We start from the raw sequence: 20,745 nt of genomic DNA on the forward strand, positions 1-20,745 counted from the left end.
TCAGCCTTCCACAGCGTCGGGCGCTGACGCGTCGGGTCCGGCGGGTCCGTCAGGCCCGTCGATGACCCCCAGCCGGGCCGCCACCGGCCCGGCGCACGCCGCGATCGGCTGGCTGGCGGGCAGGCCGGAGCCGTCCCGGCGCCCGGTGGCGTCCGGCAGCTCGACGGGGGTGCCGGAGTCGGAGGCCGCCCGCGCCGGGCCGACGCCGGCCCACGCGAAGACCAGCGCGTCCTCGCCCTTGAGGAAGCGGTGGCAGCGCACGCCTCCGGTCGCGCGACCCTTGGGCGGGTACTCCGCGAACGACGTCACCTTCACCGCGCCGGCCTCGGTGCCCGGCAGCGCGGTCGAGGAGCCCGACGCGGTGACCAGCACGGCGTCGGCGGGCTCGAAGGCGCCGAAGAACACCACCCGGTCGCCGTCACCGAGCCGGATGCCGGCCACGCCGCCGCCGGTGCGGCCCTGCGGGCGTACGGCGTCGGCGCCGAACTGCAGCAGCTGGGCCTGCGCGGTGACGAAGCAGAGCGTCTCCTCGCCGGTCGTGAGCTCGACCGCGCCGACGACCTCGTCGCCGTCCGCGAGCCGGATCACCTCCCACTCGTCGCGGTTGAGGACCTCGGGGTTGACCCGCTTGACCACGCCCTGACGGGTGCCCAGCGCGAGACCGGGGCCCTCGGTGGCCAGCGAGCACAGCGCGAGCGCGCGCTCGCCCTGGGCCAGCGCGAGCAGGTCCTGCAGCGGGACGCCGCCCTGGAGGTTGGGCTCGTTGGCGGAGCCGGGCAGCGCCGGCAGGTCGAGGACGCCGAGGCGCAGCACCCGCCCGTGCGAGGTGAGCACACCGATCTCGCCACGCACCGTGGTGCGCACCGCGGAGACGATCACGTCGTGGTTGCTGCGCCCGCCGCCGGTGCCGACGGCCTGGTCGTTGTTGGTGCGCGCGAGCCGGCCGTCGGAGCCGAGGAACGCGAAGCACGGGTCGTCGGCGACCTCGAGGGGACCGGCCGCGGCCTTCGGGTCGCTGCCGGAGGACTCCAGCAGCACGGTACGCCGCGGGGTGCCGTAGGTCTTGGCGACCTCGGCGAGCTCCTCGGAGACGACCCGGCGCAGCTGGGCCTCGTCGCCGAGGATCGCGTCGAGCTCCTCGATGGTGCGGCGCAGGTCCTCGCTCTCCTTCTCCAGCTCGAGCTTGGAGAAGCGGGTCAGGCGGCGCAGCTGCATCTCGAGGATGTAGCTCGCCTGGGCCTCGCTGAGGTCGAAGACCTGCATCAGGCGGGTCCGGGCCTGCTCGGCGCTGTCGCTGGCGCGGATCAGCGCGATCACCTCGTCGATGTCGAGGATCGCGATCAGCAGGCCCTCGAGGAGGTGGAGGCGGTCGGCGGCCTTGCCGCGGCGGAACACCGAGCGACGGCGTACGACGGTGAAGCGGTGCTCGAGGAAGACCTCGAGCATCTCCTTGAGGCCCATCGTGCGGGGCTGGCCCTCGACCAGGGCGACGTTGTTGACGCCGAAGGAGTCCTCCATCGGGGTCTGCTTGTACAGCTGCTCGAGGATCGCCTCGGGGTGGAAGCCGTTCTTGACCTCGATGACCAGCTGCAGGCCGTTCTCCCGGTCCGTGAGGTCCTTGAGGTCGGCGATGCCGAGCAGCTTCTTGGCCTGGACCTGGGTCTTGATCCGCTCCATCACCTTCTCGGTGCCCACGCCGTAGGGCAGCTCGGTGACCACGATGCCCTTGCGGCGACCGATGGTCTCGATGCGCGCGGTGGCGCGCATCTTGAACACCCCGCGCCCGGTCTCGTAGGCGTCGCGGATGCCGCTGAGGCCGACGATCTTGCCGCCGGTGGGCAGGTCGGGGCCGGGGATGAAGCGCATCAGGTCCTCGAGGGAGGCCCGCGGCGTCTTGATCAGGTGGCGCAGCGCCTGGACGACCTCGACCAGGTTGTGCGGCGCCATGTTGGTGGCCATGCCGACAGCGATGCCGGTGGTGCCGTTGACGACGAGGTTGGGGATCGCCGCGGGCAGCACGGACGGCTCGAGCTCGCGGCTGTCGTAGTTGGGGCGGAAGTCGACGGTGTCCTCGTCGATCGACTGGGTCATCGCGACCGCCGCCGGCGCCATCCGGGCCTCGGTGTAGCGCATCGCGGCGGGGGAGTCGTCGGGGGAGCCGAAGTTGCCGTGCCCGTCGATGAACGGCACGCGCATCGACCACGGCTGCGCCATGCGCACCATCGCGTCGTAGATCGCGCTGTCGCCGTGCGGGTGCAGGCGACCCATCACCTCACCGACGACGCGGGCGCTCTTGACATGGCCGCGGTCGGGCAGCAGCCGCATGTCGTTCATCGTGTAGAGGATGCGGCGCTGCACCGGCTTGAGGCCGTCGCGCGCGTCGGGGAGCGCCCGGGAGTAGATGACGGAGTAGGCGTACTCGAGGAAGGAGGACTCCATCTCCTGCTGGATGTCGGTGTCGAGGATGTGCTCCTCGAAGTCATCGGGGAGCTCTGGGGTCTTCGAACGCCGTGCCATGGCGCCCATTGTCCCCGGTAGGTGCGTCCGGTGTGCTCGTGGCTCGCCGGTGAGCAGCAGCGGCCTGATCACCGCCGATGGCGGTAGATTTCCCCTGTGACCCAGCAGGACGACGTGCCCAGCGCCCCGGCCCACTGGGAGGCCGACGTTCTCCTGCGGGACGGACGCACCGCCCACATCCGCCCGATCGGGCCCGACGACGCCGACCTGCTGGTCGATTTCTACGACAAGCGCGTCTCCGACCAGTCGAAGTACTACCGCTTCTTCTCGCCGATGCCGCACCTCTCCGAGCGCGATGTGCGGCGCTTCACCCACGTCGACCACGTCGACCGGGTGGCGTTCGTGCTGACCCTGTCCGGGCAGATGATCGCGGTCGGTCGCTTCGACGTGGTCCGCCCCGGCGAGGCCGAGGTCGCGTTCCTGGTCGAGGACCGCCACCAGGGCCGCGGCATCGCCCAGGTGCTGCTCGAGCACCTCGCCCAGGCCGCTCGCGAGCGCGGCGTGGAGAAGTTCGTCGCCGAGGTGCTGCCCGACAACAGCCGGATGATCCAGACCTTCCGCGACGCCGGCTACCGCGTCGCCAGCGAGTACGAGGACGGCGTGCTCGCCCTGGAGTTCTCCATCGAGCCCACCGAGACCGCCATCGGGGTGATGCTCAACCGCGAGCACCAGGCCGAGGCCGCCTCGATCCACCGCTTCGTCAACCCTCGCTCGGTCGCGGTCATCGGCGCGAGCCGGCGCCAGGACACCATCGGCCAGGCGCTGGTGCGCAACCTGGTGACCGGCGACTTCACCGGGCGCGTGTACGCCGTGAACCCGAGCGCCGCCGCGGTGTCCGGCCTCCCGGCGTACAAGACCGTGATGGAGATCCCCGACGAGGTCGACGTGGCGATCGTGGCGGTGCCGGCCGAGGCCGTGCAGGACGTCGTGCTCGACTGCGCGGCCAAGGGCGTCCACGGCCTGGTCGTGATCTCGGCCGGCTTCGCCGAGACCGGCGAGGAGGGCCGCCAGCGCCAGCGCCGCCTGGTCGGGCTCTCGCGCTCCTACGGCCTGCGCCTCATCGGCCCCAACGCGCTCGGCATCATCAACACCGACCCCAACGTCTCCATCAACGCCTCGCTGTCGCCGCTGATGCCGCCGCGCGGTCGCGCCGGGTTCTTCTGCCAGTCCGGTGCGCTCGGCTCCGCGATCCTGGAGAAGGTCAACAACCGTGGCCTGGGCCTGTCGACCTTCGTCAGCGCGGGCAACCGCGCCGACGTCTCCGGCAACGACCTCCTGCAGTACTGGGAGGAGGACGACACCACCGAGGTGGTGCTGCTCTACCTGGAGTCGATCGGCAACCCGCGCAAGTTCTCCCGCATCGCGCGCCGCGTCTCGCTGCGCAAGCCGATCATCGCGGTGCGCTCGGGGCGTACGACGCAGGGCGTGCCGATGGGCCACACGGTGCGCCGCATCGCCGCGCCCCCGCAGGCGGTCGACGCGATGTTCCGCCAGGCCGGCGTGATCCAGGTGGAGTCGCTGGAGGAGATGTTCGACGTCGCCCAGCTGGTCGCCCACCAGCCGCTGCCCCGCGGTCGCCGGGTCGCGATCGTCGGCAACTCCGACGCCCTCGGCCTGCTGGCCGCCGACGCCGCAGCGGCGGTGGGCCTGGTGGTCAACCGGTCGGTCGCGCTCAGCGCCGAGCCGAGCGCCGAGGAGTTCGAGGACGCCCTCGACGAGGCGATCGACGACCCCGAGGTCGACGCGGTCATCGCCGTCTACATCCCGCCGCTCAACATCTCCGGCGAGGGCGTGGCCAACGTGCTGGCCGCGGTCGGTGAGCAGTCCGACAAGCCCCTGGTCTCCTCCTTCCTCGGCGCCGAGGGCGTCCCGGAGCTGCTGCGCGTCCCCGACGTCGCCGGCTCCACGGCCGGTCGCGGCTCGGTCCCGTCGTACCCCGCCGTCGAGGCCGCGGTCCGCGCGCTGGCCCACGTCGTCGACTACGCCCTGTGGCTGCGCACCCCGGGCGCCCCGGTGCCCGACGACGACGAGGTGGACCGCCCGGCCGCCAAGCGGCTGGTCAACCAGGTGCTGCACCGCCACCCCGACGGCACCGACCTCGCCCAGCCCGAGCTCACCGAGCTGCTCGGCGCCTACGGCGTGCAGCTGTGGAGCAGCCGGCCGGTCACCTCCCTCGACGAGGCGCTCGCGGCCGGGGAGGACCTGGAGTGGGACGTGGTGCTCAAGGCCACCGCCGACCACCTGCGCGAGCGCCCCGACCTCGCGCACGTGTGGCGCAACATCGAGGGGCCCACCGAGATGCGCAGCGCCTGGTCGTCGCTGACCGCGATGATCAGCGACCCCGGCAAGGCCGGCTTCGTGGTGCAGAAGAACGCCCGCCCCGGCGTGCCGATCGCGATCCGCAGCATCGAGGACCCGCTCTTCGGCCCGGTGGTCTCCTTCGGCATCTCCGGCCCGCTGATCGAGCTGCTGGCCGACAAGTCCTACCGGATCCCGCCGCTGGGCCCGCACGACGCGGCCAGCATGGTGCGCGAGATCAAGTCCTCCCCGATGCTCTTCGGCTACCGCGGCAGCGAGGTCGTGGACGTCGAGGAGGTGGAGCGGCTGATCCGCCGGGTCGCGCAGCTGCAGAACGACCTGCCGCAGGTGCGCGCGATGGAGCTGTCGCTGGTCCTGGCCGGCGCCCACGGCGCCACGGTGCTGACCGCCGCGGCGCGCGTCGAGCCGGTCGCCGACCCGCGCTCGGACTGGTTCGTACGCCGCCTCCCGTCGCTGCCCGGCGACACGCTCCCGACCGGCTGAGCCAGCTCCGCCGACCGGCACACGCGGCGCAGTGGTTGCGTGACACACTTCTCCCATGCGTAGCAGGACCGACGACCGTGATCGCACGGTGGAGCTGAGGGCGGCCATCGACCGCACCGGGTACTACCCCGAGGTCGTGGCCGACGGGGTCGACGCCGCGGTGGCGGGGGAGCCTGTGGTGGCGTACTTCGTGCACCACGAGCCGACCTTCGACCACGACGAGGTGCGCCGTCACCTCAGCGTGGTGGTGCTGACCCCGACCCGGCTGGTGCTCGCGCACACCGACGAGCACGCCGGCGACGACCTGCTGCCCGAGCCCTACACCTCCACCTCGACCGAGGCGGTGCGCCTCTCGGCCGTGAAGTCGGTGGTGGTGACCCGGATGATCGCGAACCCGACCAGCGGGCCCTCGTTCCCCGCCGAGGCCAACATGACCATCGGCTGGGGCGGCGTGGGTCGCGTCGACCTCGAGCCCGCGGGCTGCAGCGACCCGCAGTGCGACGCCGACCACGGCTACACCGGTGTGCTCGCCTCCGACGACTTCTCGATCCGCGTCTCGGCCGCCGCCGACGGACCGGCGGCGGTCGAGCGGCTGCTCGCCTTCGCGGAGTCGCTCTCGGCGCGGACCCACACGGCGTGAGCTTCGTCCCGCCCGCCTACGGCCAGCGCTCGCTGGCCGACGTCGTGCCGGCGGTCGGGGTGGCGCTGGGGGCGCGCCTGCCCGACCGGGACGTGCCCGCGGGGCTGGTGCTGCCCGACGCGTCGGCGTACGTCGTGTTCCTCATCGACGGCCTCGGCGCCAACCTGCTGCGTCGCTACGCCCACGCCGCGCCGTACCTCTCCTCGCTGCTCACGCACAGCGAGCCCGGCACCGCCGGGGTGCCGTCGACGACCGCGACCAGCCTCACCTCGCTCGGCACCGGCCTGCCGCCGGGCGCGCACGGGCTGGTCGGGTTCACCTCGCGGGTGCCCGGCACCGGCAAGCTGCTCAACGCGCTGGCCTGGGACGCCGACGTCGACCCGGTGGAGTGGCAGCCGCACCCGACCGCGTTCGCGCTGCTGCAGGCCCAGGGTGTGTCGGTCACGGTCGTCAACAAGCGCGAGTTCGCCGACAGCGGGCTGACCCGCGTCGCGCACCGCGGCGTCGACTTCGTCGGTGCCGACAAGGTCGGCGAGCGGATCGCCGCCGCCGTCACTGCCACCCGCGAGCGGCCCTCGCTCACCTACCTCTACGACGGCGACCTGGACTGGACCGGGCACCGCTACGGCGTCTCCTCCAGCCAGTGGCTCCAGCAGCTCTCCATCATCGACTCCGAGGTCGAGCAGCTGCGCGAGGCGCTGCCGCACGACATCCGGCTGGTGGTGGTGGCCGACCACGGCATGATCGACTCCCCGCCGCAGAGCCGCATCGACGTCGACGAGCAGCTCGAGCTGCGCGACGGCGTGGCCCTGCTCGGCGGCGAGGCGCGCTTCCGCCACCTGTACTGCCACAGCGGCGCGGTCGACGACGTCGTGGCGACCTGGCGCGAGGTCCTGGGGGACCGTGCCGAGGTGCTGACCCGCGAGGATGCGATCCTGCGCGGCTGGTTCGGCGCGGTCCGTGGGCCGGTGCTGCCCCGTCTCGGCGACGTGCTGGTCGCCGGGTGCGGCGACCACGCGATCTTCTCCTCCCACGACTTCGCCTACGAGACGACGCTGGTGGGACTGCACGGCTCGCTCACGCCCGACGAGATGCTGGTGCCGATCCTCGTCGACTAGCGGCTCACGCGCCGCCGCGCCCGACCCGTGCCGGCTGGACCAACGCCGCGGCGACCAGCAGCAGGACCCCGAGGATCACGATCGACGTGGCGGTGAACGGGGGCGCGTCGGACGACGGCATCAGCCACAGCGGCTCGTAGTCGCTCGCACCGGAGCAGCGGATCGCGGCGTCGCCGCCGGAGTGCCCGTAGAGGGCGATCGCGGCGATGGGCACGCCGTCCACCACCCGTGAGCCGAAGGTGGTCAGGTCCTCCGGTTGCTCCGGGAGGTCGAGGCCACGCTCGGGCAGGCAGCCGACCTCCGCCGTGGACGGCGTCCGTCGCGGATCGTCGACCTGGCCGTAGAGCACCCACGGGCTCTGGAAGAACCTCGTCGGGGGCACCTGGGTCACCGAGTCGGCCGCGAGCTGGACCGGCTGCGGGGCGTCCGCACGTCCGGCGGCCAGGCCGAAGACGAGCGTCCCCACTCCGATCACCAGCAGGATCAGGCCGGCGACCTGTCGGCGCCGCCGGGTGGCGGCGGAGTTCTGCAACCGCCGGGACCGTGCGTCCCGCGCAGTGCGCAGACGCGCGAGCGAGCTCCCCACCGAACCTCCTCAGCCAGCGCGTGGACGCGGCACGACCAGCGTGGGCGTCATCGCCGCACGCGTGAGGAGGATAGCGGCCCGTCCCGTGGTCCTCGGGACGGTTGGCGCGGGGGAAAGGGGGTAGGAAGCGGCCATGTCCCTTGTCGTCGCGATCATGGATGAGCAGCCCGCCGGCTCATTCCGTGGCGCGGCGTCGTGGGGAGAGTGGCAGGTGCACCCGCTCTCCGACCCCACGGCGCTCGCCACCGACCCGCAGATCCGTTCCCCGCACACCCGTCACCTCCTCGTGCTCGCCCCGACCGCGCACGCGATGGCCGCCCACGTCGCCGCCTCCACCGTCGCCGCGGCCCGCCCCGAGCTCCCGGTGCGGGTGCTGTCGTTCCCGGTGTCCGCCGCCGTGCTGGTGCGTGCCGCGGAGCTCGTCCCGGCCGACACCGCGTCCGCGACGGCCGTGTACGACGCGATCCTCGCCGCCCTCGACACCGTGGTGTGGGGCGCCTGGCTTCCGTCCGTGGCGCGGCTCTCGCGCCCGGCCCCGACGCTGGGCCAGCACGTCCAGTCCTGGTTCGCCGGCGCCGACGGGTTCCTCGCGGTGCACGGCGACCCCGGGTGGGTGGCGAAGCTCCCGATCGCCGAGCTGGCGCCCGAGCGCCGGCTGCGCCGGGTGCCGACGCCGGGCGTCGTCGCCGCGTCGTTTGAGTGCCACGCCTACGGCGAGCTGCCCGAGGCCGCCATCTCCGCCCTGTTCGCGATGGGGCTGGCGACCCGGCCGACCCGCCGTGAGCCGGTCGCTGACGTCGCCCGTGCGTGGGGCTCGGCCAAGGCGGTGGAGTTCGTCATCTCCTGGCCCGCCGCCCCGGGTGCCGCCGGCACCCCCACGTCCCTGCGGTGCCCCTCCTGCGAGGAGCCGGTCCGCGACCAGATCTGCCCGTTCTGCCGGATCGCCGCCGAGGGCGTCGACCGCACCGAAGGATCCCTCCGAGGAGTCGCACGTTGAACGCTCGTCAGCGTCGGGGAGTGCTGTTCCTGCTCGCCGCGCTCGCCCTTGCCATCGCGGTCTTCGTCGCCGTGAGCAGCTATGTCTCCCAGGTCGAGAGCCAGGTCGGCCCCAAGATCACCGTCTATGAGGTCTCCGAGCCCGTCGACGCCTACCTCCCGCTCGGCGCCTCCAACGTCCGGGCCAAGGAGGTGCCGCGGCGCTGGGCCTCGCCCACGGCCGTCACCAGCCTGCGTGAGCTGGAGGGGCGCCGCGTCGGCTTCCAGCTGGCCGCGGGCACCGTGATCACCTCCGACATGCTCATCCCCTCGACCGACCTCAGCCCGACCGAGCGCGAGATCGCCATCAACGTCGACAGCGTCACCGGCGTCGCCGGACGGGTCCGCCCCGGTGACCGCGTCGACATCATCGCGGTGTTCGCCGACGTGCCGGGCCTGCCCAAGCAGGCGCGGGTCATCGTGCGCGACGTCCGGATCGTCTCGATCGGCGGCCAGCAGACGGTCACGGTCGACACCGAGTCGACCGTCGGCACCAGCAAGGACGTCGTGCCGGTGACTTTGGCGCTGGAGCCGAAGAACGCGCTCTCGGTCACCTATGCCGCGGCGTTCGCCCAGGAGGTCCGGCTGGTCGCGCTGCCGGGCGACGTCGGGGCCAACCGCTCCGGCGAGATCGACGACTTCGACGCCGAGGACCTCGGCGGCCAGGCAGTCCCGGAGGAGGCACGATGACGAAGGTGGTGGTCGGCGCGGCCGACCAGGCGGTCGTGAGGGAGCTGCGGGCCCTCCTCGCCGAGATCGAGGGCACCGAGATCCTCTCGATCGTCGAGTCCAGCCACGAGCTGTCGGCGATGGTGGCGCGGCTCAAGCCCTCGGTGGTGCTCCTGCACGACGCGCTCGGTCCGCAGTCCGCGCCCGACGTGGTGCGCGAGATCGTGTTCCGCTCCCCGACGACCGGCGTGCTGGTCCTCAACTCCGGCATGGACGGCGACACCGCGCTGCTCGCCATGGAGGCCGGCGCCAAGGGGGTGGTGCGCTACCCGATGGGCTTCGACGACCTGCTCTCGCGCTTCGAGGTCGCGCGCCAGTGGTCGGAGCGGATGTCCGGGCTGATCTCCGGCGCGGTGGCCGACACCGCCCGTGACCTGGGCCGGCACGGCCGGGTGACGGTCTTCGCCGGGGCCAAGGGCGGGGTGGGCACGACCACGATCGCGACCCACATGGCCATCGACCTGCAGCGCAAGGTCCCGGGCACCAAGGTGTGCCTGGTCGACCTGGACCTCCAGGCCGGGGACGTCTCGGGGATCATCGAGGCGCGGCAGCGCGTCTCGATCGCCGACGTGGCCAAGGTGTCCGAGGACCTCTCGGCCGGCACCATCCTCGACGCGCTGGTGCGCCACGAGTCCGGCATCTCCCTGCTGCTCGCCCCGCAGCAGGTCCACGAGTCCGAGTACGTCACCGCGAGCGCGGTCCGCGCGATCCTCGGCCTGCTGCGCCAGGAGTTCGACGTGATCCTGGTCGACGGCGGCTCGCACGCCACGCCCGCCCAGGCTGCGGCCATCGAGGTCGCGGACGCCGCGGTGGTGGTGGTCACCGCCGATGTGCTCGCGATGCGCTCCTTCCGCCGCTCCGTGCAGGCGTGGGAGGGCCTCGGGGTGCGCTCGGAGCAGGAGCTGCACGTCGTGGCCAACAAGGTCTCGCGCGACGACGCGCTCACCTTCGACGCGCTGGGCAAGCTCACCTCGGCCAGCGTCGTCTCGACCTGGCTGCCCTCTGCGTTCCGCAGCCTCGAGCGCAGCGTGAACTCCCGCAACCCCGACGAGATCCGCGAGGCCTCCTGGTGGTCGGCGCTCGAGCGGATCGGCGCCGAGATCGGCGTGAGCGGGGCGTCGGCGGTGCCGACCCCGACCAGCGAGCCCAAGCGGCGCGGACGCCGGCGGGCCAAGGCCGAGGCCGGGCAGGTGGCGATCGAGACCGTGGCCCTGGTGCCGGTGGTCGCTCTGATCTGCCTGCTCGCCTGGCAGGTCGGCCTGACCGCGCTGGCCTTCGTGTGGAACGGGCACGCGGCGAACGCCGCCACCCGGGCGCACGCCATCGGCGAGGACCCCGGCGCCGCGGCGCGCGACGCCGTACCCGACTCGATGCGCGACAGCGTCCACGTGACGGTGCTCCACGACGGGTCGGTCACGGTGTCGACGAAGGTGCCGGTGCTGTGCCCGGGATGCGCGGCGCTGCCCGGGGAGATCTCCCAGACGAGCGACGTGGTGGAGGAGCCGTGAGCACGTCGCGCCTGCGCCGCCCGGGGCGGCGAGCGGCCCGCGAGCGTGGCAGCGTCTCCCTCGAGGTCGTGGGGCTGGTGCCGCTGCTCGTGCTGGTCGCCCTGCTGGTCCTCCAGCTCGGGGTGGCCGGCTGGTCCGCGTCGCAGACCCAGGAGGCCGCCCGGGCGGCGGCCCGGGCCCAGAGCCTCGGCCAGGACCCGGTGGCCGCTGCCGAGGGCGCCCTGCCGGGCAGCCTCGACGTCGACTCGATCGAGACCTCGGGCGACTCGGTGACGGTGCGGGTCAAGGTCCCGCGGGTCTCCCCGCTCCCGGTCTTCACCGTGACGCGGGATGTCTCGATGGCGGTGGACAGGTGAGCGGCTACCGCGGCTTCGCCGGGGTCGACCTCACGGGTGGGAACGACACAGGAGCGGGGGAGACCTCCGACGAGCTGCTGGTCCGCCGGCTCAAGAAGCTGCTCCTCGACGAGGTCGACCTCCACGAGCTGGGCCGGCTGGAGGAGTCGCAGCGGCGCACCCGTCTGGAGCGGGTCCTCAACCACCTGGTCTCGACCGAGGGCATCATCCTCAGCACCCGCGAGCGCACCAGCCTGGTACGCCGCGTCGTGGACGAGGCGGTCGGCCTCGGCGTGCTCGAGCCGATCCTGGCCGACCCCGCGGTCAGCGAGATCATGATCAACGGCCACGACACGGTCTACGTCGAGCGCTTCGGCGTGCTGGAGCGGATCCCCTCGGGGTTCACCAGCAACGAGCAGCTGCTGCAGACCATCGACCGGATCGTCTCGACGGTCAACCGCCGAGTCGACGAGTCCAGCCCGATGGTCGACGCGCGCCTGCCTCCCGACGCCCGGCTGCCGCGCGGCGCCCGCGTCAACGTCGTCCTGCCGCCGCTCGCGCTGCGCGGCCCGACGGTCACGATCCGGCTCTTCCCCCGTCGCTACGGGATGGAGGAGCTGATGCAGCGCGGCGCGATCGACGCGGCCACCGTCGAGCTGCTCGGCGCCGCCGTCCGGGCCCGGCTCAACATCGTGGTCTCCGGCGGCACCGCCTCGGGCAAGACGACGATGCTCAACGCGCTCTCGGCGTTCATCCCCGAGCAGGAGCGGATCGTCACCATCGAGGACGCCGCCGAGCTGTCGCTCGTCCAGGAGCACGTCGTGCAGATGGAGACCCGCCCGCCCAACGTGGAGGGCCGCGGCGCCGTCACGATCCGCGACCTGGTCCGCAACGCGCTGCGCATGCGGCCCGACCGCATCGTCGTCGGCGAGTGCCGCGGCGGCGAGGCGCTCGACATGCTCCAGGCGATGAACACCGGTCACGAGGGCTCCCTGACCACCGTGCACGCCAACACCACCGACGACGCCCTCGCACGCATGGAGACCATGGCGTCGATGTCGGAGGTGGAGGTCCCCTTCCACGCGCTGCGCGAGCAGGTCAACTCCTCCATCGACCTGGTCCTGCAGCTGGTCCGCACCCCCGACGGCACCCGCCGCGTCGTGGAGCTCAGCTATCTCTCCTCACGACGGCGCGAGGACTTCTCGCTGAACCGTCTGGTGCATTGGGACCCGCGGGCGACCGGTCCGTCCGGCACCCCGGGCTCCTTCGTCCGGCACCCGGTGCACCCGGCGCTGGCCGACCGCCTCGAGGACCGCGGCGAGAAGCTGCCCGACGGTTTCGAGCGCGCCTTCGAGGGCCAGCGCCTCGACGAGGGCGGGGGCGTGTCGTGGTCCTGATCGTCCTGCTGTGCTCGGTGGGGGCGTCGGTCTGCGCACTGGTCGGAATCGTGCATCTCACCTCGGTCGCCACCGAGCGCCGGCGGATCGCCGCCGCCGTGACCGGCGACGACCGCATCGACGACGCGCCGCTCATCGAGCGTGCGAACCGGCGCTTCCGCCGCACCCGGCTCGGCCAGCTCGTCGAGCGCGAGCTCGTGCTCGCCGGCATCGACCAGCGCCCGCTGGTCGTCGTCCTGGTCGCGGTCGCGGTCGGCGTCTCGACCGCCTACATCCTGTGGACCGCGCTCGCGCCGGTCTTCGGCATCCTGGGCCTCAGCGCCGGGGCGTTCGCGCTGCGCGCCTTCATCCGCCGGGCCAAGGCCCGTCGCCTCGAGGCGTTCATCGTCCAGATGCCCGAGCTGGCGCGGGTGCTCGCCAACGCCACCAGCGCCGGGCTCTCGATCACCAGCGCGCTCGCGATCGCCGGCGACGAGCTCGGCGCGCCCGCCGGCCCCGAGCTGCGCAGCGTCGCGAACTCGATCCGCTTCGGCACCGACCTGGTGAGCGCGCTCGACGCGATGGGGAAGCGACTGCCCTCCCGTGAGGTCGCCGTGCTCCTCTCGACGCTCGTCGTCTGCGCGCGCAGCGGTGGCTCGCTGGTCACCTCGCTGCGCGACATCGCCAACACCCTCGAGGCCCGCAAGGAGACCCGACGCGAGATCCGCACCACCCTCGCCCAGGCGCTGGCCACGGGTTATCTCGTGATCGTGCTCGGCGTCGGGATGCTCTTCTTCATCAACCTGATCCAGCCCGGCTCGGTGGAGAAGATGACCGGCCACATCGTCGGTCAGATCGCCCTGGTCGTCTCGGGGTCGCTCTTCGCGCTCGGCTTCTTCCTGATCCGCCGGATGACGAGGTTCGACATATGAGCCCCACGGTCCTGCTCCCCGGGCTGGCCCTGGCGACCGCCATGATGCTCGCCCTGCGCGGCTACCGGCTGCTGCGCGCCGACCCCACCGACGGGCTCGGTCTCGAGGAGCTCATGGTCCTGCGCCCCGAGCAGCGCCGGTCCGCGAAGGGCGAGGGACCGCTCGGCCGGCTGGCCACCCGGCTCGCGCCCTCGGTACGCCGCCGCCTGCCGGCCCCGGTCATGAAGTGGTTGCAGACCCAGGTCGACCTCGCCGGCCGTCCCGACGGGCTGAACGTCGACGGCGTCATCCGCCTGGTGCTGACCTGGGCGCTGATGCTCTCGCCCGTCTTCCTGATCAGCCTGACCTCGGGCAACCTCCTCGGGCTGATGCTCTCGCTCATCGCGCCGGTGATGATGCCGCTCGCCCGCCTCTCGCGGCTGCGCCGGTTGCGCACGGAGGCGCTGGACCGCGACCTCCCGGACTTCCTCGACGTCCTCGCGGTCACCGTGACGGCCGGGGTCGGGTTCCGGCCCGCGCTGATGCGGGTCTCGGAGCGCTTCGGCGGACCGCTGGCGGCCGAGATGCAGCTGGCGCTGAGCCAGGTGCAGCACGGCGCCTCCCTGCGCGGTGCCTTCGAGCAGCTGCAGGAACGCAGCGACTCCGAGGCGCTGGGGCAGTTCGTCACGGCGTTCATCCAGTCCGACGAGCTCGGCGCCCCGCTGGTCGAGGCGCTGAACCAGATCGCGGTCGACCAGCGCCGCGAGCACGCCCAGCGCCAGCGCCGCAAGGCCGCCCAGATCGCTCCCCGCGTCACGCTCGTGACCACGGTGGTGATGGTCCCGGCGGCGCTCATCCTGCTCCTGGTGGGCCTCATCCTCGGCGCGGACGTCAACTTCGGCGAGGTGTTCGGGGGGTTCTCCGGATGACCTTCGAGTCGATCGCCGCCGTCGAGGTCCGCGCCCTGGTGCGGCTCTCGTTCCTGCTGCGGATGATGACCCTGCTGGCCAGCCTGGCTGGTTATGTGGACCGGACCCTGACGCCGGTCGCCGTGGGCGGGATCTTCTTCCTGACCCTCACCAGCATGGCCGGGATCGCGATCGCGACCGTGCCCGCGCTGCTCCAGCGCCACCCGTCGCTCGTCATGCTCGACGCACTGGTGATGACCGGCCTGATGGTCGCGCTGGGGACTGACAACCCGTTGGTGCTGGTCGCCCTGAGCAGCTGCCTGGTGATCGGCCTCGTGCTGCCGACGCCCGCGGCGGCGTTGTCCACGGTGACGATGGTGAGCGGCTATCTGGTGGCGAGCCTCAGCGACAAGGGGGTCGCCCCGACCTTCCTGGCCGACTACGGATTCCCGCTCACGTTCGTGTTCGTGGTCGTGCTCGGCCAGGCGTTCCGGGTCCTCGCCGAGCGCAAGCGGCAGTCGGAGCGGGCGTTCGCCGAGCTGATCTCCAGCACGGTGACCGCCGAGGAGCGCGCGAGGCTGGCGCGCGAGCTGCACGACTCGACCGCCAAGACGCTGCAGGGGCTGTCCCTCTCCGCCCAGTCGCTCCCGCACTGGATCACCCACGATGCGGGGCGCGCCTGCGCGGAGGCGGAGGCGATCTCGACCTCGGCCTCCGAGGCCATCCTCCAGCTGCGCAGCCTGCTGTCCACCCTGCGTCAAGACGTGCTGGACCAGTCGTTCCACGAGTCCCTCGCCACCCTGGCGCGCGACTGCACCCAGGACGCGCCGCAGGTGCGCCTGCGCCTCGATCTCGAGCCTGTCGAGCTGACCGCGCCGTCGGTGCGCTACGAGCTGCTGGCCGCGACGCGGGAGGCGTTGCGCAACGCGGTCACGCACTCCGGATCCGATCGCGTGACGGTGCGGCTGCGCGCTGCCGACGACGAGGAGGTGCTCCTCGAGGTCGTCGACAGCGGGTGCGGATTCGCGATGGAGATCCTGGCCGAGCGCGAGCGGCACGGACACTTCGGCGTACGCGGCTACGCCGAGCGTCTCGAGCTGATCGGCGGGCGCGCGGAGGTCACCAGCGCCCCCGGCTCGGGCACCACGGTGCGGTTCATCGCACCCCGGATGGGCCTGCGGGAGGGCACACATGTCTGATGACCTGACGATCGTTCTACCGGCGACGCTGTCCGGCCCGACGCGGACGCTGATCGTCGACGACAACCCCGTCGTCCGCACCGGGCTTCGCAGCCTCCTGGAGAGCTCCCAGGACATCGACGTGGTGGGGGAGGCCGGGGACGGCATCCTCGCCGAGTCGATGGTGCGGAGCCTCAAGCCCGACGTGGTCCTCCTCGACGTGCGGATGCCCCGCCGCGACGGCGTCCAGACGGCCCGTGCGATCGCGGGCGAGACCACGGTGATCATGCTGACCTTCACCGACGAGCCTGCCCACATCCGGGCCGCCCTCGCCGCCGGGGCCAGCGGCTACCTCGTGCACGGCTCGTTCGACGCCTCGACGCTGGTGCACACCGTGCGTCAGGCCGCGCTGGGGGCCGGGGCGTTCTCGAGGCAGGCGCTGGACGCGATCCGCGACACCCAGGCCCCGCAGGACTCCGAGGAGGAGCGGCGCCGGCGTCAGCGCCGGTTCGAGCTCAGCGACCGGCAGGGCGAGCTGATGGAGCTGATCGCCCGCGGCATGACCAACGCCGAGATCGCGCGCGAGCTCTACCTCGCCGAGAAGACGGTGAAGAACCACGTCAACGCGATCTTCGCCAAGCTCGTGGTGACCAACCGCAGCGAGGCGATCGCGGTCTGGCTCGGCACCCGCGCCTGGGGGTGAGCGACCCGGGGCCGGTCATGGGCCCGGGAATGGGCCTCGGAATGGGCCTTGGAATGGGCCTGGACCTGGGTCCGGGGACCCCCGGTGCGGGGCGGCTGAGCACCTAGGTTTCCAGATGTCGGGAACAGCACCAGCCCGACGACCACCATCAGGCTTGCGGCCCGCTCAGGGGGGCGGGCCGCCGTTCCACTCAACAGGAAGAGGTCGATCAGGATGAACAAGGTTCTCGAGGCTGTGCTGATGTTCCAGGCCCACATGCTCACCGCTCGCAAGGACGACGAGCGCGGACAGGGCACCCTGGAGTACGTCGGCATGATCATCGTCGCCGCGGCGATCGTCGTGGCGGTCCTCCAGGCGTCCGAGGCGATCGACCTCGGCACGTTCTTCACCGAGGCGGTCAACTCCGTCACCGGTGGCGGCGGCTCCTGACCCACCATCGCTCCTCCACGCGGGCCCCGGATGATTCCGGGGCCCGCGTGGGCGTGTGTAGACCAATGAAATTGGGAAGGTCTCGACCCATGCTGCTCGCTCGCTCGCACCGCCCCCGTCGCGACGAGGCCGGCCAGATCACCACCGGCCTGGTCATCGTGGTGATCGTCGCCCTGGTCGCGGTGGCGATCTCGGGTGTCGCGCTGCTCTCGCGCGGTGTGGACGAGAAGTCCCAGGCGCAGAGTGCGGCCGATGCCGCGGCGCTCGCGGGTGCTGGCGCCCTGCGCGAGCTCCTGCCCCAGCTGCTGGCCATGATGACCTCGCGCGACGACCTCGGCGGCACGGCGGGGTGCGGCTTCGGCCAGGACCGGGCCAGCACCTACGCCCAGAAGAACGACGCGACGCTGACCGACTACTGCTTCGACCTCGCCCGCGGCGAGGTGCGGGCCTCGGTCCAGATGAACGAGGCCGTCAGCGACGAGGTGGACGCTGCCGTGGCGGACGCCGTGGCGAGCACGGGACTCGACCTCTCCGGGTGCTCCTGGAACGACGAGGACCCGCCCGAGCCGACCCCGACCCCGACCCCCACGCCGACCGCCGGGCCCACGGGCGGTCCCTCCGACGGCCCGACCGAGGACCCTGGCCCCCCGCCCCCGCCGCCGGACATCGGCACGACGTTCTCGTGCGGGCCGCTGACGGCACGCTTCGTCATCGACGGGGAGACCGGCCGGCTGTCCTTCGTCGACTTCGAGCTCGACGGGCTCGAGCCCCGGCTGATCGACTAGCGCCCGCGCTCAGCGCGCGGGGCGACGACGGAGCAGCACCAGCCCGCCGATCCCGACCGCGAGAAACGCCGGGGTCGCCAGCGCCGCCGTGATCCGGACCATCGTGGCGGCGCTGCCGAACGTCGAGGGCTGCGAGAGCGCCACCGGCGCCACCGCCTGGGCGTCGCTGCAGGCCAGCACCGAGCCGCGTGGGTAGGACCCGACGCTGAACAGCGCGTCGAGGCGCCGGTCCTCGACCGTGACCGCCGGGGTCGAGAGGACCCTGAGCTCCGACATCCGCGCCGTGCTCTGCTCCGCGCCGTCGCGCGTCAGCAGCCGGCAGCCCAGCTCGGAGGGCGCGACGCCGGTGTCGCCGGACGCGCCGTAGACGACGACCTGGGAGCCGAACAGCCCCGGGTCGGGCAGCGCGATCTCGCGCGGGTCATCGGCGATGCTGACCTCCGCGGAGCCCGGGGGCGCGGAGTCGACGGTGATCGCGACGAACGCCGTCACCACGGCGCCGAGCAGGCAGGCGATCGCGCCCAGGCGCAGGAACAGGACCTGGGTGGGTCCCAGCCTCATGCGGCCGACGAGGCGTCCACCGCGAAGGTGCGCAGGATCTTGCTGACCTCGGAGGTCTCGAACTCCGCCGACGGCGCGAGCGCGACGACGTTGAGGATGAGGCCGTCGTCGACCTGCTGGAGGAGCTGCCAGTAGGTGACCTCGACCCGGTCGCCGCCACTGGGGCGCGACTCCTTCCAGGTGACGAGGTACGCCGGCTCGAGGTCGTCGTCGGTGGACGGCACGGTGGAGCGCTCCACCTCGGCCTCGGGGCCCGCCGCGGCCTTGGAGGTCTCCAGGGCGAAGGACTGCTCGGAGGCCGGCGTCTTCGGGTCGACGTCGCGGATGACCGCGACCCGCTGGGGGAGCGACTCCACCTTCGAGGGCTTCTCCAGCACCAGCATCGGCTCGCCGTTGGAGCTTTTGGTGCGCTGCTGCTGGAACTCGCCGGGCACCCCGATGGAGAACCCGGCGCCCTCGACGGTGGAGTAGTCCGCGGGCAGGTCGATCATCGTGACGGCCATCGTGGGGCTCTCCGTGGGTTCGTAGACGGATCGGTCACCGTTACCGGACTCCTGGCTGTCCCCGCAGGCGGCGAGGCCCAGGGTCAGCACCCCGCCCAGCACCGATGCGGTCAGGCGCCGTCGTGTCATGCGCTGCAAGCCTCCCAGTTCGCCCATTGCGTGCCGTCCCAGTATTGCGCTCCGGTCGTGGTCATCGAGTCGGTCTTGACCTCGGCCGAGACCCCCAGCTCGATGCCGAGCTTGCCGCTGCCGTCGATGCCGAAGACGGTGTTGCTGTCGGTGTCGTAGTCCTGCTGGGTGACGGTCCCGTTGTCCATCGCGGCCTGGACGAACCCGATGTTCCCGACGGCGGTCAGGGCCGGGTTGGTCCAGGCACCCAGGCTGGAGACGCCTTGGGCCAACAGGAACTGCTGGGCGGCGGCCTGGTTGGCGGGGTTGTCGGTGTCCAGGCTGGCCTGGTAGATGCGCAGCCCGCTCTCCTGGTTGGCCAGGTCGGCGTCCAGGCTGCCGCCGAACAGTGCCGAGGCGACGCCCGAGGAGGAGCCGCCGGCCGTGGCGGTGGCCGAGACCTGGACCATGTTGCCCTCGGAGTCGAAGGTGACAGCGGTGACCAGCTCGGCGGAGCCCTCGAGCTCGGCGCCCTTGAACTTCGGGCCCGTGGTGTCCACACCCAGCGACTGCAGGCCGGCCTCGCCCGAGACCTCGGAACGCAGGTAGACGGTGGTGGTGCCGTCGCGGTTCTTCCGGGTCCCGAGGACCGTCGAGGCGCTCACGCCGGCTGCGGCGTGGTCGGTGAGCCCGGTGGCCTCTGCGCTGGCGTTCAGCGAGATCCCGCCCTCGGCGTAGATCTCGTCGGGGACGGGCAGGTCCTTGCCGATCCCGGCCAGGTTGGTGAGCCCGTCGGTGAGCCAGCGGAACGGCCCGCCCTCGCCGACCACGGCGTCCTTGACCTGGTCCTGCGTGAGCGCGTCCATCAGGTCGCCCATCTCGTCCTCGCTGGCGTGGTAGACGGCGCCGGCCCGGATGTCGACCGAGGCACCGGCGCCGGCGCTGGCGTTGCCGCCGACCGTCGTGTCGTTGACAGTGACCGTCAGCCCGCCGCCGACACCGACCGAGGCCCCTGCGCTGTTGCTGTCGGTCACGCTCACGCGGTACTCGCCGTTGCTGAGCTTCTGGATCTCGATGCGGCGCCCGTCCGCGGCCGTGACCACGAGGACGGAGATCTCCTGGTTGCGCTCGACGCCGTCCTGGGTGAGCACGCACGGCTCGGTCGGCTCCCGGGACTCCGGGGCAGACGACGGCGGCGCGCAGCCGCCCTGGCCGAAGGTCACGACCTGGCACACCCAGTAGGAGTAGGTCTCGGCGAGCCGCGTGCCCTGCGGCAGGGCCGCCAGCATCACCGCCAGGATCAGGGTCGCCGCGATGATCGCGACGCCGGTGGTCTCCAGCGTGGCCGCGCCGCGCTCGTGTCGCCGTTCGTCTGCGCCACCCATGGTCCTGCTCCTCCTGCTGTGGCGCCTCGGGGGCGCCGGTGTCCACGAGACCTCTGAGACAACCCGCTCGGCGGGTGCGGCGCGTAGGTCCCGGGACCTGTCGGCGGGCCCATCGCCCGGACCGGTCGTCATCGTCGTCCCCCGGATCCGGGGCTCAGCCGAGCTGGTACGGCGCCGGTGCGGCGGCGCTCGTGCGGACGTCGGCGGTGCGGGCGGCGATCACGACCAGCGCGACCCACACCACCAGGTCGATGGCGTACGACGCGGGGCCCGGGTCGACCAGCAGCTGGCCCAGCAGGGCCCGCCCGGCCCAGGCGGCGGGGGAGACGAGGTAGGCGACGAGCCCGGCGAGGGCTGCCCTCCCCAGCACGCCGGGAGCGTCGTACGCTCCGCGCATGACGAGCCGGGTGAGCAGGACCAGGATGACGGCGGTGAGCAGGGTCCGCAGCACCACCGTCGCGGTCGGGCTGCCGGCCGAGAGGGTGAGAAGGACAGCGGCGATCCCCGCCACCAGGGCCCCGAGGGCGAGTGCGACGGCGAGTCGCGCGATCCGGGCGAGGTCCATCGGTGGTCCCAGCATTCCTTCCGGTCGTCGTGTCCTGCGCGCGGAGCGTGCCACCGCGCCGAC

The 20,745-nt window shown here is 72.5% G+C and carries 20 protein-coding genes; 14 read left to right on the plus strand and 6 right to left on the minus strand.

Annotated elements, in window-relative coordinates; all coding sequences use genetic code 11:
* Entirely contained in the window at positions 1-2,517 is a 2,517-nt protein-coding gene (locus GFH29_RS08190) for a DNA gyrase/topoisomerase IV subunit A (RefSeq protein WP_153322876.1), read from the minus strand.
* A 96-nt stretch (positions 2,518-2,613) separates the two neighbouring features.
* Here GFH29_RS08190 and GFH29_RS08195 point away from each other — a divergent pair, with 96 nt between their 5' ends.
* From GFH29_RS08195 to GFH29_RS08205, 3 genes are read left to right on the plus strand one after another with little or no spacing between them, the layout of a single operon-like run.
* Positions 2,614-5,319, plus strand: coding sequence for a bifunctional GNAT family N-acetyltransferase/acetate--CoA ligase family protein (locus GFH29_RS08195; protein WP_153322877.1), 2,706 nt, complete (start codon positions 2,614-2,616; stop codon positions 5,317-5,319).
* 55 nt (positions 5,320-5,374) lie between these two features.
* Positions 5,375-5,959, plus strand: coding sequence for a DUF5998 family protein (locus tag GFH29_RS08200; protein WP_153322878.1), 585 nt, complete (start codon positions 5,375-5,377; stop codon positions 5,957-5,959).
* Entirely contained in the window at positions 5,956-7,077 is a 1,122-nt protein-coding gene (locus tag GFH29_RS08205; RefSeq protein ID WP_153322879.1) for an alkaline phosphatase family protein, read from the plus strand. Before GFH29_RS08200 ends, GFH29_RS08205 begins: the two co-directional genes overlap by 4 nt.
* A 4-nt stretch (positions 7,078-7,081) precedes the next feature.
* Here GFH29_RS08205 and GFH29_RS08210 read toward each other — a convergent pair whose 3' ends face one another.
* A complete protein-coding gene (locus GFH29_RS08210) occupies positions 7,082-7,609 on the minus strand; it encodes a hypothetical protein (protein ID WP_153322880.1) in 528 nt (175 codons plus the stop codon).
* Between the two features lie 187 nt (positions 7,610-7,796).
* Between GFH29_RS08210 and GFH29_RS08215 the strand changes: the two genes are divergently transcribed.
* From GFH29_RS08215 to GFH29_RS08265, 11 genes are all read left to right on the plus strand, one after another.
* Complete coding sequence (locus GFH29_RS08215; protein ID WP_153322881.1) at positions 7,797-8,660, plus strand: hypothetical protein; 864 nt, start codon at positions 7,797-7,799, stop codon at positions 8,658-8,660.
* On the plus strand, positions 8,657-9,388 hold the full coding sequence (gene cpaB, locus GFH29_RS08220; protein WP_153322882.1) for a Flp pilus assembly protein CpaB: 732 nt from the start codon (positions 8,657-8,659) through the stop codon (positions 9,386-9,388). Before GFH29_RS08215 ends, cpaB begins: the two co-directional genes overlap by 4 nt.
* A complete protein-coding gene (locus GFH29_RS08225) occupies positions 9,385-10,935 on the plus strand; it encodes an AAA family ATPase (RefSeq protein WP_153322883.1) in 1,551 nt (516 codons plus the stop codon). The genes cpaB and GFH29_RS08225 overlap by 4 nt, the downstream gene beginning before the upstream one ends.
* On the plus strand, positions 10,932-11,291 hold the full coding sequence (locus tag GFH29_RS08230; RefSeq protein ID WP_228387838.1) for a TadE/TadG family type IV pilus assembly protein: 360 nt from the start codon (positions 10,932-10,934) through the stop codon (positions 11,289-11,291). Before GFH29_RS08225 ends, GFH29_RS08230 begins: the two co-directional genes overlap by 4 nt.
* A complete protein-coding gene (locus GFH29_RS08235) occupies positions 11,288-12,667 on the plus strand; it encodes a CpaF family protein (protein WP_228387839.1) in 1,380 nt (459 codons plus the stop codon). Before GFH29_RS08230 ends, GFH29_RS08235 begins: the two co-directional genes overlap by 4 nt.
* Complete coding sequence (locus GFH29_RS08240) at positions 12,658-13,578, plus strand: type II secretion system F family protein (protein ID WP_153322885.1); 921 nt, start codon at positions 12,658-12,660, stop codon at positions 13,576-13,578. Before GFH29_RS08235 ends, GFH29_RS08240 begins: the two co-directional genes overlap by 10 nt.
* Positions 13,575-14,486 (plus strand): type II secretion system F family protein, encoded by a 912-nt coding sequence (locus GFH29_RS08245; RefSeq protein ID WP_153322886.1) that lies wholly within the window; start codon positions 13,575-13,577, stop codon positions 14,484-14,486. Before GFH29_RS08240 ends, GFH29_RS08245 begins: the two co-directional genes overlap by 4 nt.
* On the plus strand, positions 14,483-15,664 hold the full coding sequence (locus tag GFH29_RS08250) for a sensor histidine kinase (RefSeq protein WP_153322887.1): 1,182 nt from the start codon (positions 14,483-14,485) through the stop codon (positions 15,662-15,664). The genes GFH29_RS08245 and GFH29_RS08250 overlap by 4 nt, the downstream gene beginning before the upstream one ends.
* On the plus strand, positions 15,657-16,346 hold the full coding sequence (locus tag GFH29_RS08255; RefSeq protein ID WP_153322888.1) for a response regulator: 690 nt from the start codon (positions 15,657-15,659) through the stop codon (positions 16,344-16,346). Before GFH29_RS08250 ends, GFH29_RS08255 begins: the two co-directional genes overlap by 8 nt.
* A gap of 213 nt (positions 16,347-16,559) precedes the next feature.
* Complete coding sequence (locus tag GFH29_RS08260; protein ID WP_153322889.1) at positions 16,560-16,775, plus strand: hypothetical protein; 216 nt, start codon at positions 16,560-16,562, stop codon at positions 16,773-16,775.
* 89 nt (positions 16,776-16,864) lie between these two features.
* Positions 16,865-17,560 carry a pilus assembly protein TadG-related protein gene (locus GFH29_RS08265; protein WP_194288996.1) on the plus strand — a complete coding sequence of 232 codons (696 nt, stop codon included), beginning with the start codon at positions 16,865-16,867 and terminating at the stop codon, positions 17,558-17,560.
* Positions 17,561-17,569: 9 nt separating this feature from the next.
* Here the strand turns inward: GFH29_RS08265 and GFH29_RS08270 are convergent, their stop codons facing one another.
* The 4 genes from GFH29_RS08270 to GFH29_RS20635 all read right to left on the minus strand — a co-directional run bounded on the left by GFH29_RS08270 (position 17,570) and on the right by GFH29_RS20635 (position 20,697).
* Positions 17,570-18,121 carry a hypothetical protein gene (locus tag GFH29_RS08270; RefSeq protein WP_153322891.1) on the minus strand — a complete coding sequence of 184 codons (552 nt, stop codon included), beginning with the start codon at positions 18,119-18,121 and terminating at the stop codon, positions 17,570-17,572.
* Entirely contained in the window at positions 18,118-18,753 is a 636-nt protein-coding gene (locus GFH29_RS08275) for a hypothetical protein (RefSeq protein ID WP_153322892.1), read from the minus strand. Before GFH29_RS08275 ends, GFH29_RS08270 begins: the two co-directional genes overlap by 4 nt.
* Positions 18,750-20,117, minus strand: a complete 1,368-nt coding sequence (locus GFH29_RS08280; protein ID WP_153322893.1) for a hypothetical protein — start codon at positions 20,115-20,117, stop codon at positions 18,750-18,752. Before GFH29_RS08280 ends, GFH29_RS08275 begins: the two co-directional genes overlap by 4 nt.
* Before the next feature lie 154 nt (positions 20,118-20,271).
* Entirely contained in the window at positions 20,272-20,697 is a 426-nt protein-coding gene (locus GFH29_RS20635) for a hypothetical protein (protein ID WP_194288995.1), read from the minus strand.
* Positions 20,698-20,745: the final 48 nt, after the last annotated feature.

Source organism: Nocardioides sp. dk884, assembly GCF_009557055.1.
Lineage (GTDB): Bacteria > Actinomycetota > Actinomycetes > Propionibacteriales > Nocardioidaceae > Nocardioides.

Excerpts from the sequence above, each read along its gene's own strand:
- GFH29_RS08270 (WP_153322891.1), bottom strand. The coding sequence starts at position 18,121 with ATGAGGCTGGGACCCACCCAGGTCCTGTTCCTGCGCCTGGGCGCGATC.
- GFH29_RS20635 (WP_194288995.1), bottom strand. The coding sequence starts at position 20,697 with ATGCTGGGACCACCGATGGACCTCGCCCGGATCGCGCGACTCGCCGTC.
- GFH29_RS08250 (WP_153322887.1), top strand. The coding sequence starts at position 14,483 with ATGACCTTCGAGTCGATCGCCGCCGTCGAGGTCCGCGCCCTGGTGCGG.
- GFH29_RS08275 (WP_153322892.1), bottom strand. The coding sequence starts at position 18,753 with ATGACACGACGGCGCCTGACCGCATCGGTGCTGGGCGGGGTGCTGACC.
- GFH29_RS08265 (WP_194288996.1), top strand. The coding sequence starts at position 16,865 with ATGCTGCTCGCTCGCTCGCACCGCCCCCGTCGCGACGAGGCCGGCCAG.
- GFH29_RS08190 (WP_153322876.1), bottom strand. The coding sequence starts at position 2,517 with ATGGCACGGCGTTCGAAGACCCCAGAGCTCCCCGATGACTTCGAGGAG.
- GFH29_RS08260 (WP_153322889.1), top strand. The coding sequence starts at position 16,560 with ATGAACAAGGTTCTCGAGGCTGTGCTGATGTTCCAGGCCCACATGCTC.
- GFH29_RS08245 (WP_153322886.1), top strand. The coding sequence starts at position 13,575 with ATGAGCCCCACGGTCCTGCTCCCCGGGCTGGCCCTGGCGACCGCCATG.
- GFH29_RS08280 (WP_153322893.1), bottom strand. The coding sequence starts at position 20,117 with ATGGGTGGCGCAGACGAACGGCGACACGAGCGCGGCGCGGCCACGCTG.
- GFH29_RS08200 (WP_153322878.1), top strand. The coding sequence starts at position 5,375 with ATGCGTAGCAGGACCGACGACCGTGATCGCACGGTGGAGCTGAGGGCG.
- GFH29_RS08215 (WP_153322881.1), top strand. The coding sequence starts at position 7,797 with ATGTCCCTTGTCGTCGCGATCATGGATGAGCAGCCCGCCGGCTCATTC.
- GFH29_RS08255 (WP_153322888.1), top strand. The coding sequence starts at position 15,657 with ATGTCTGATGACCTGACGATCGTTCTACCGGCGACGCTGTCCGGCCCG.
- GFH29_RS08225 (WP_153322883.1), top strand. The coding sequence starts at position 9,385 with ATGACGAAGGTGGTGGTCGGCGCGGCCGACCAGGCGGTCGTGAGGGAG.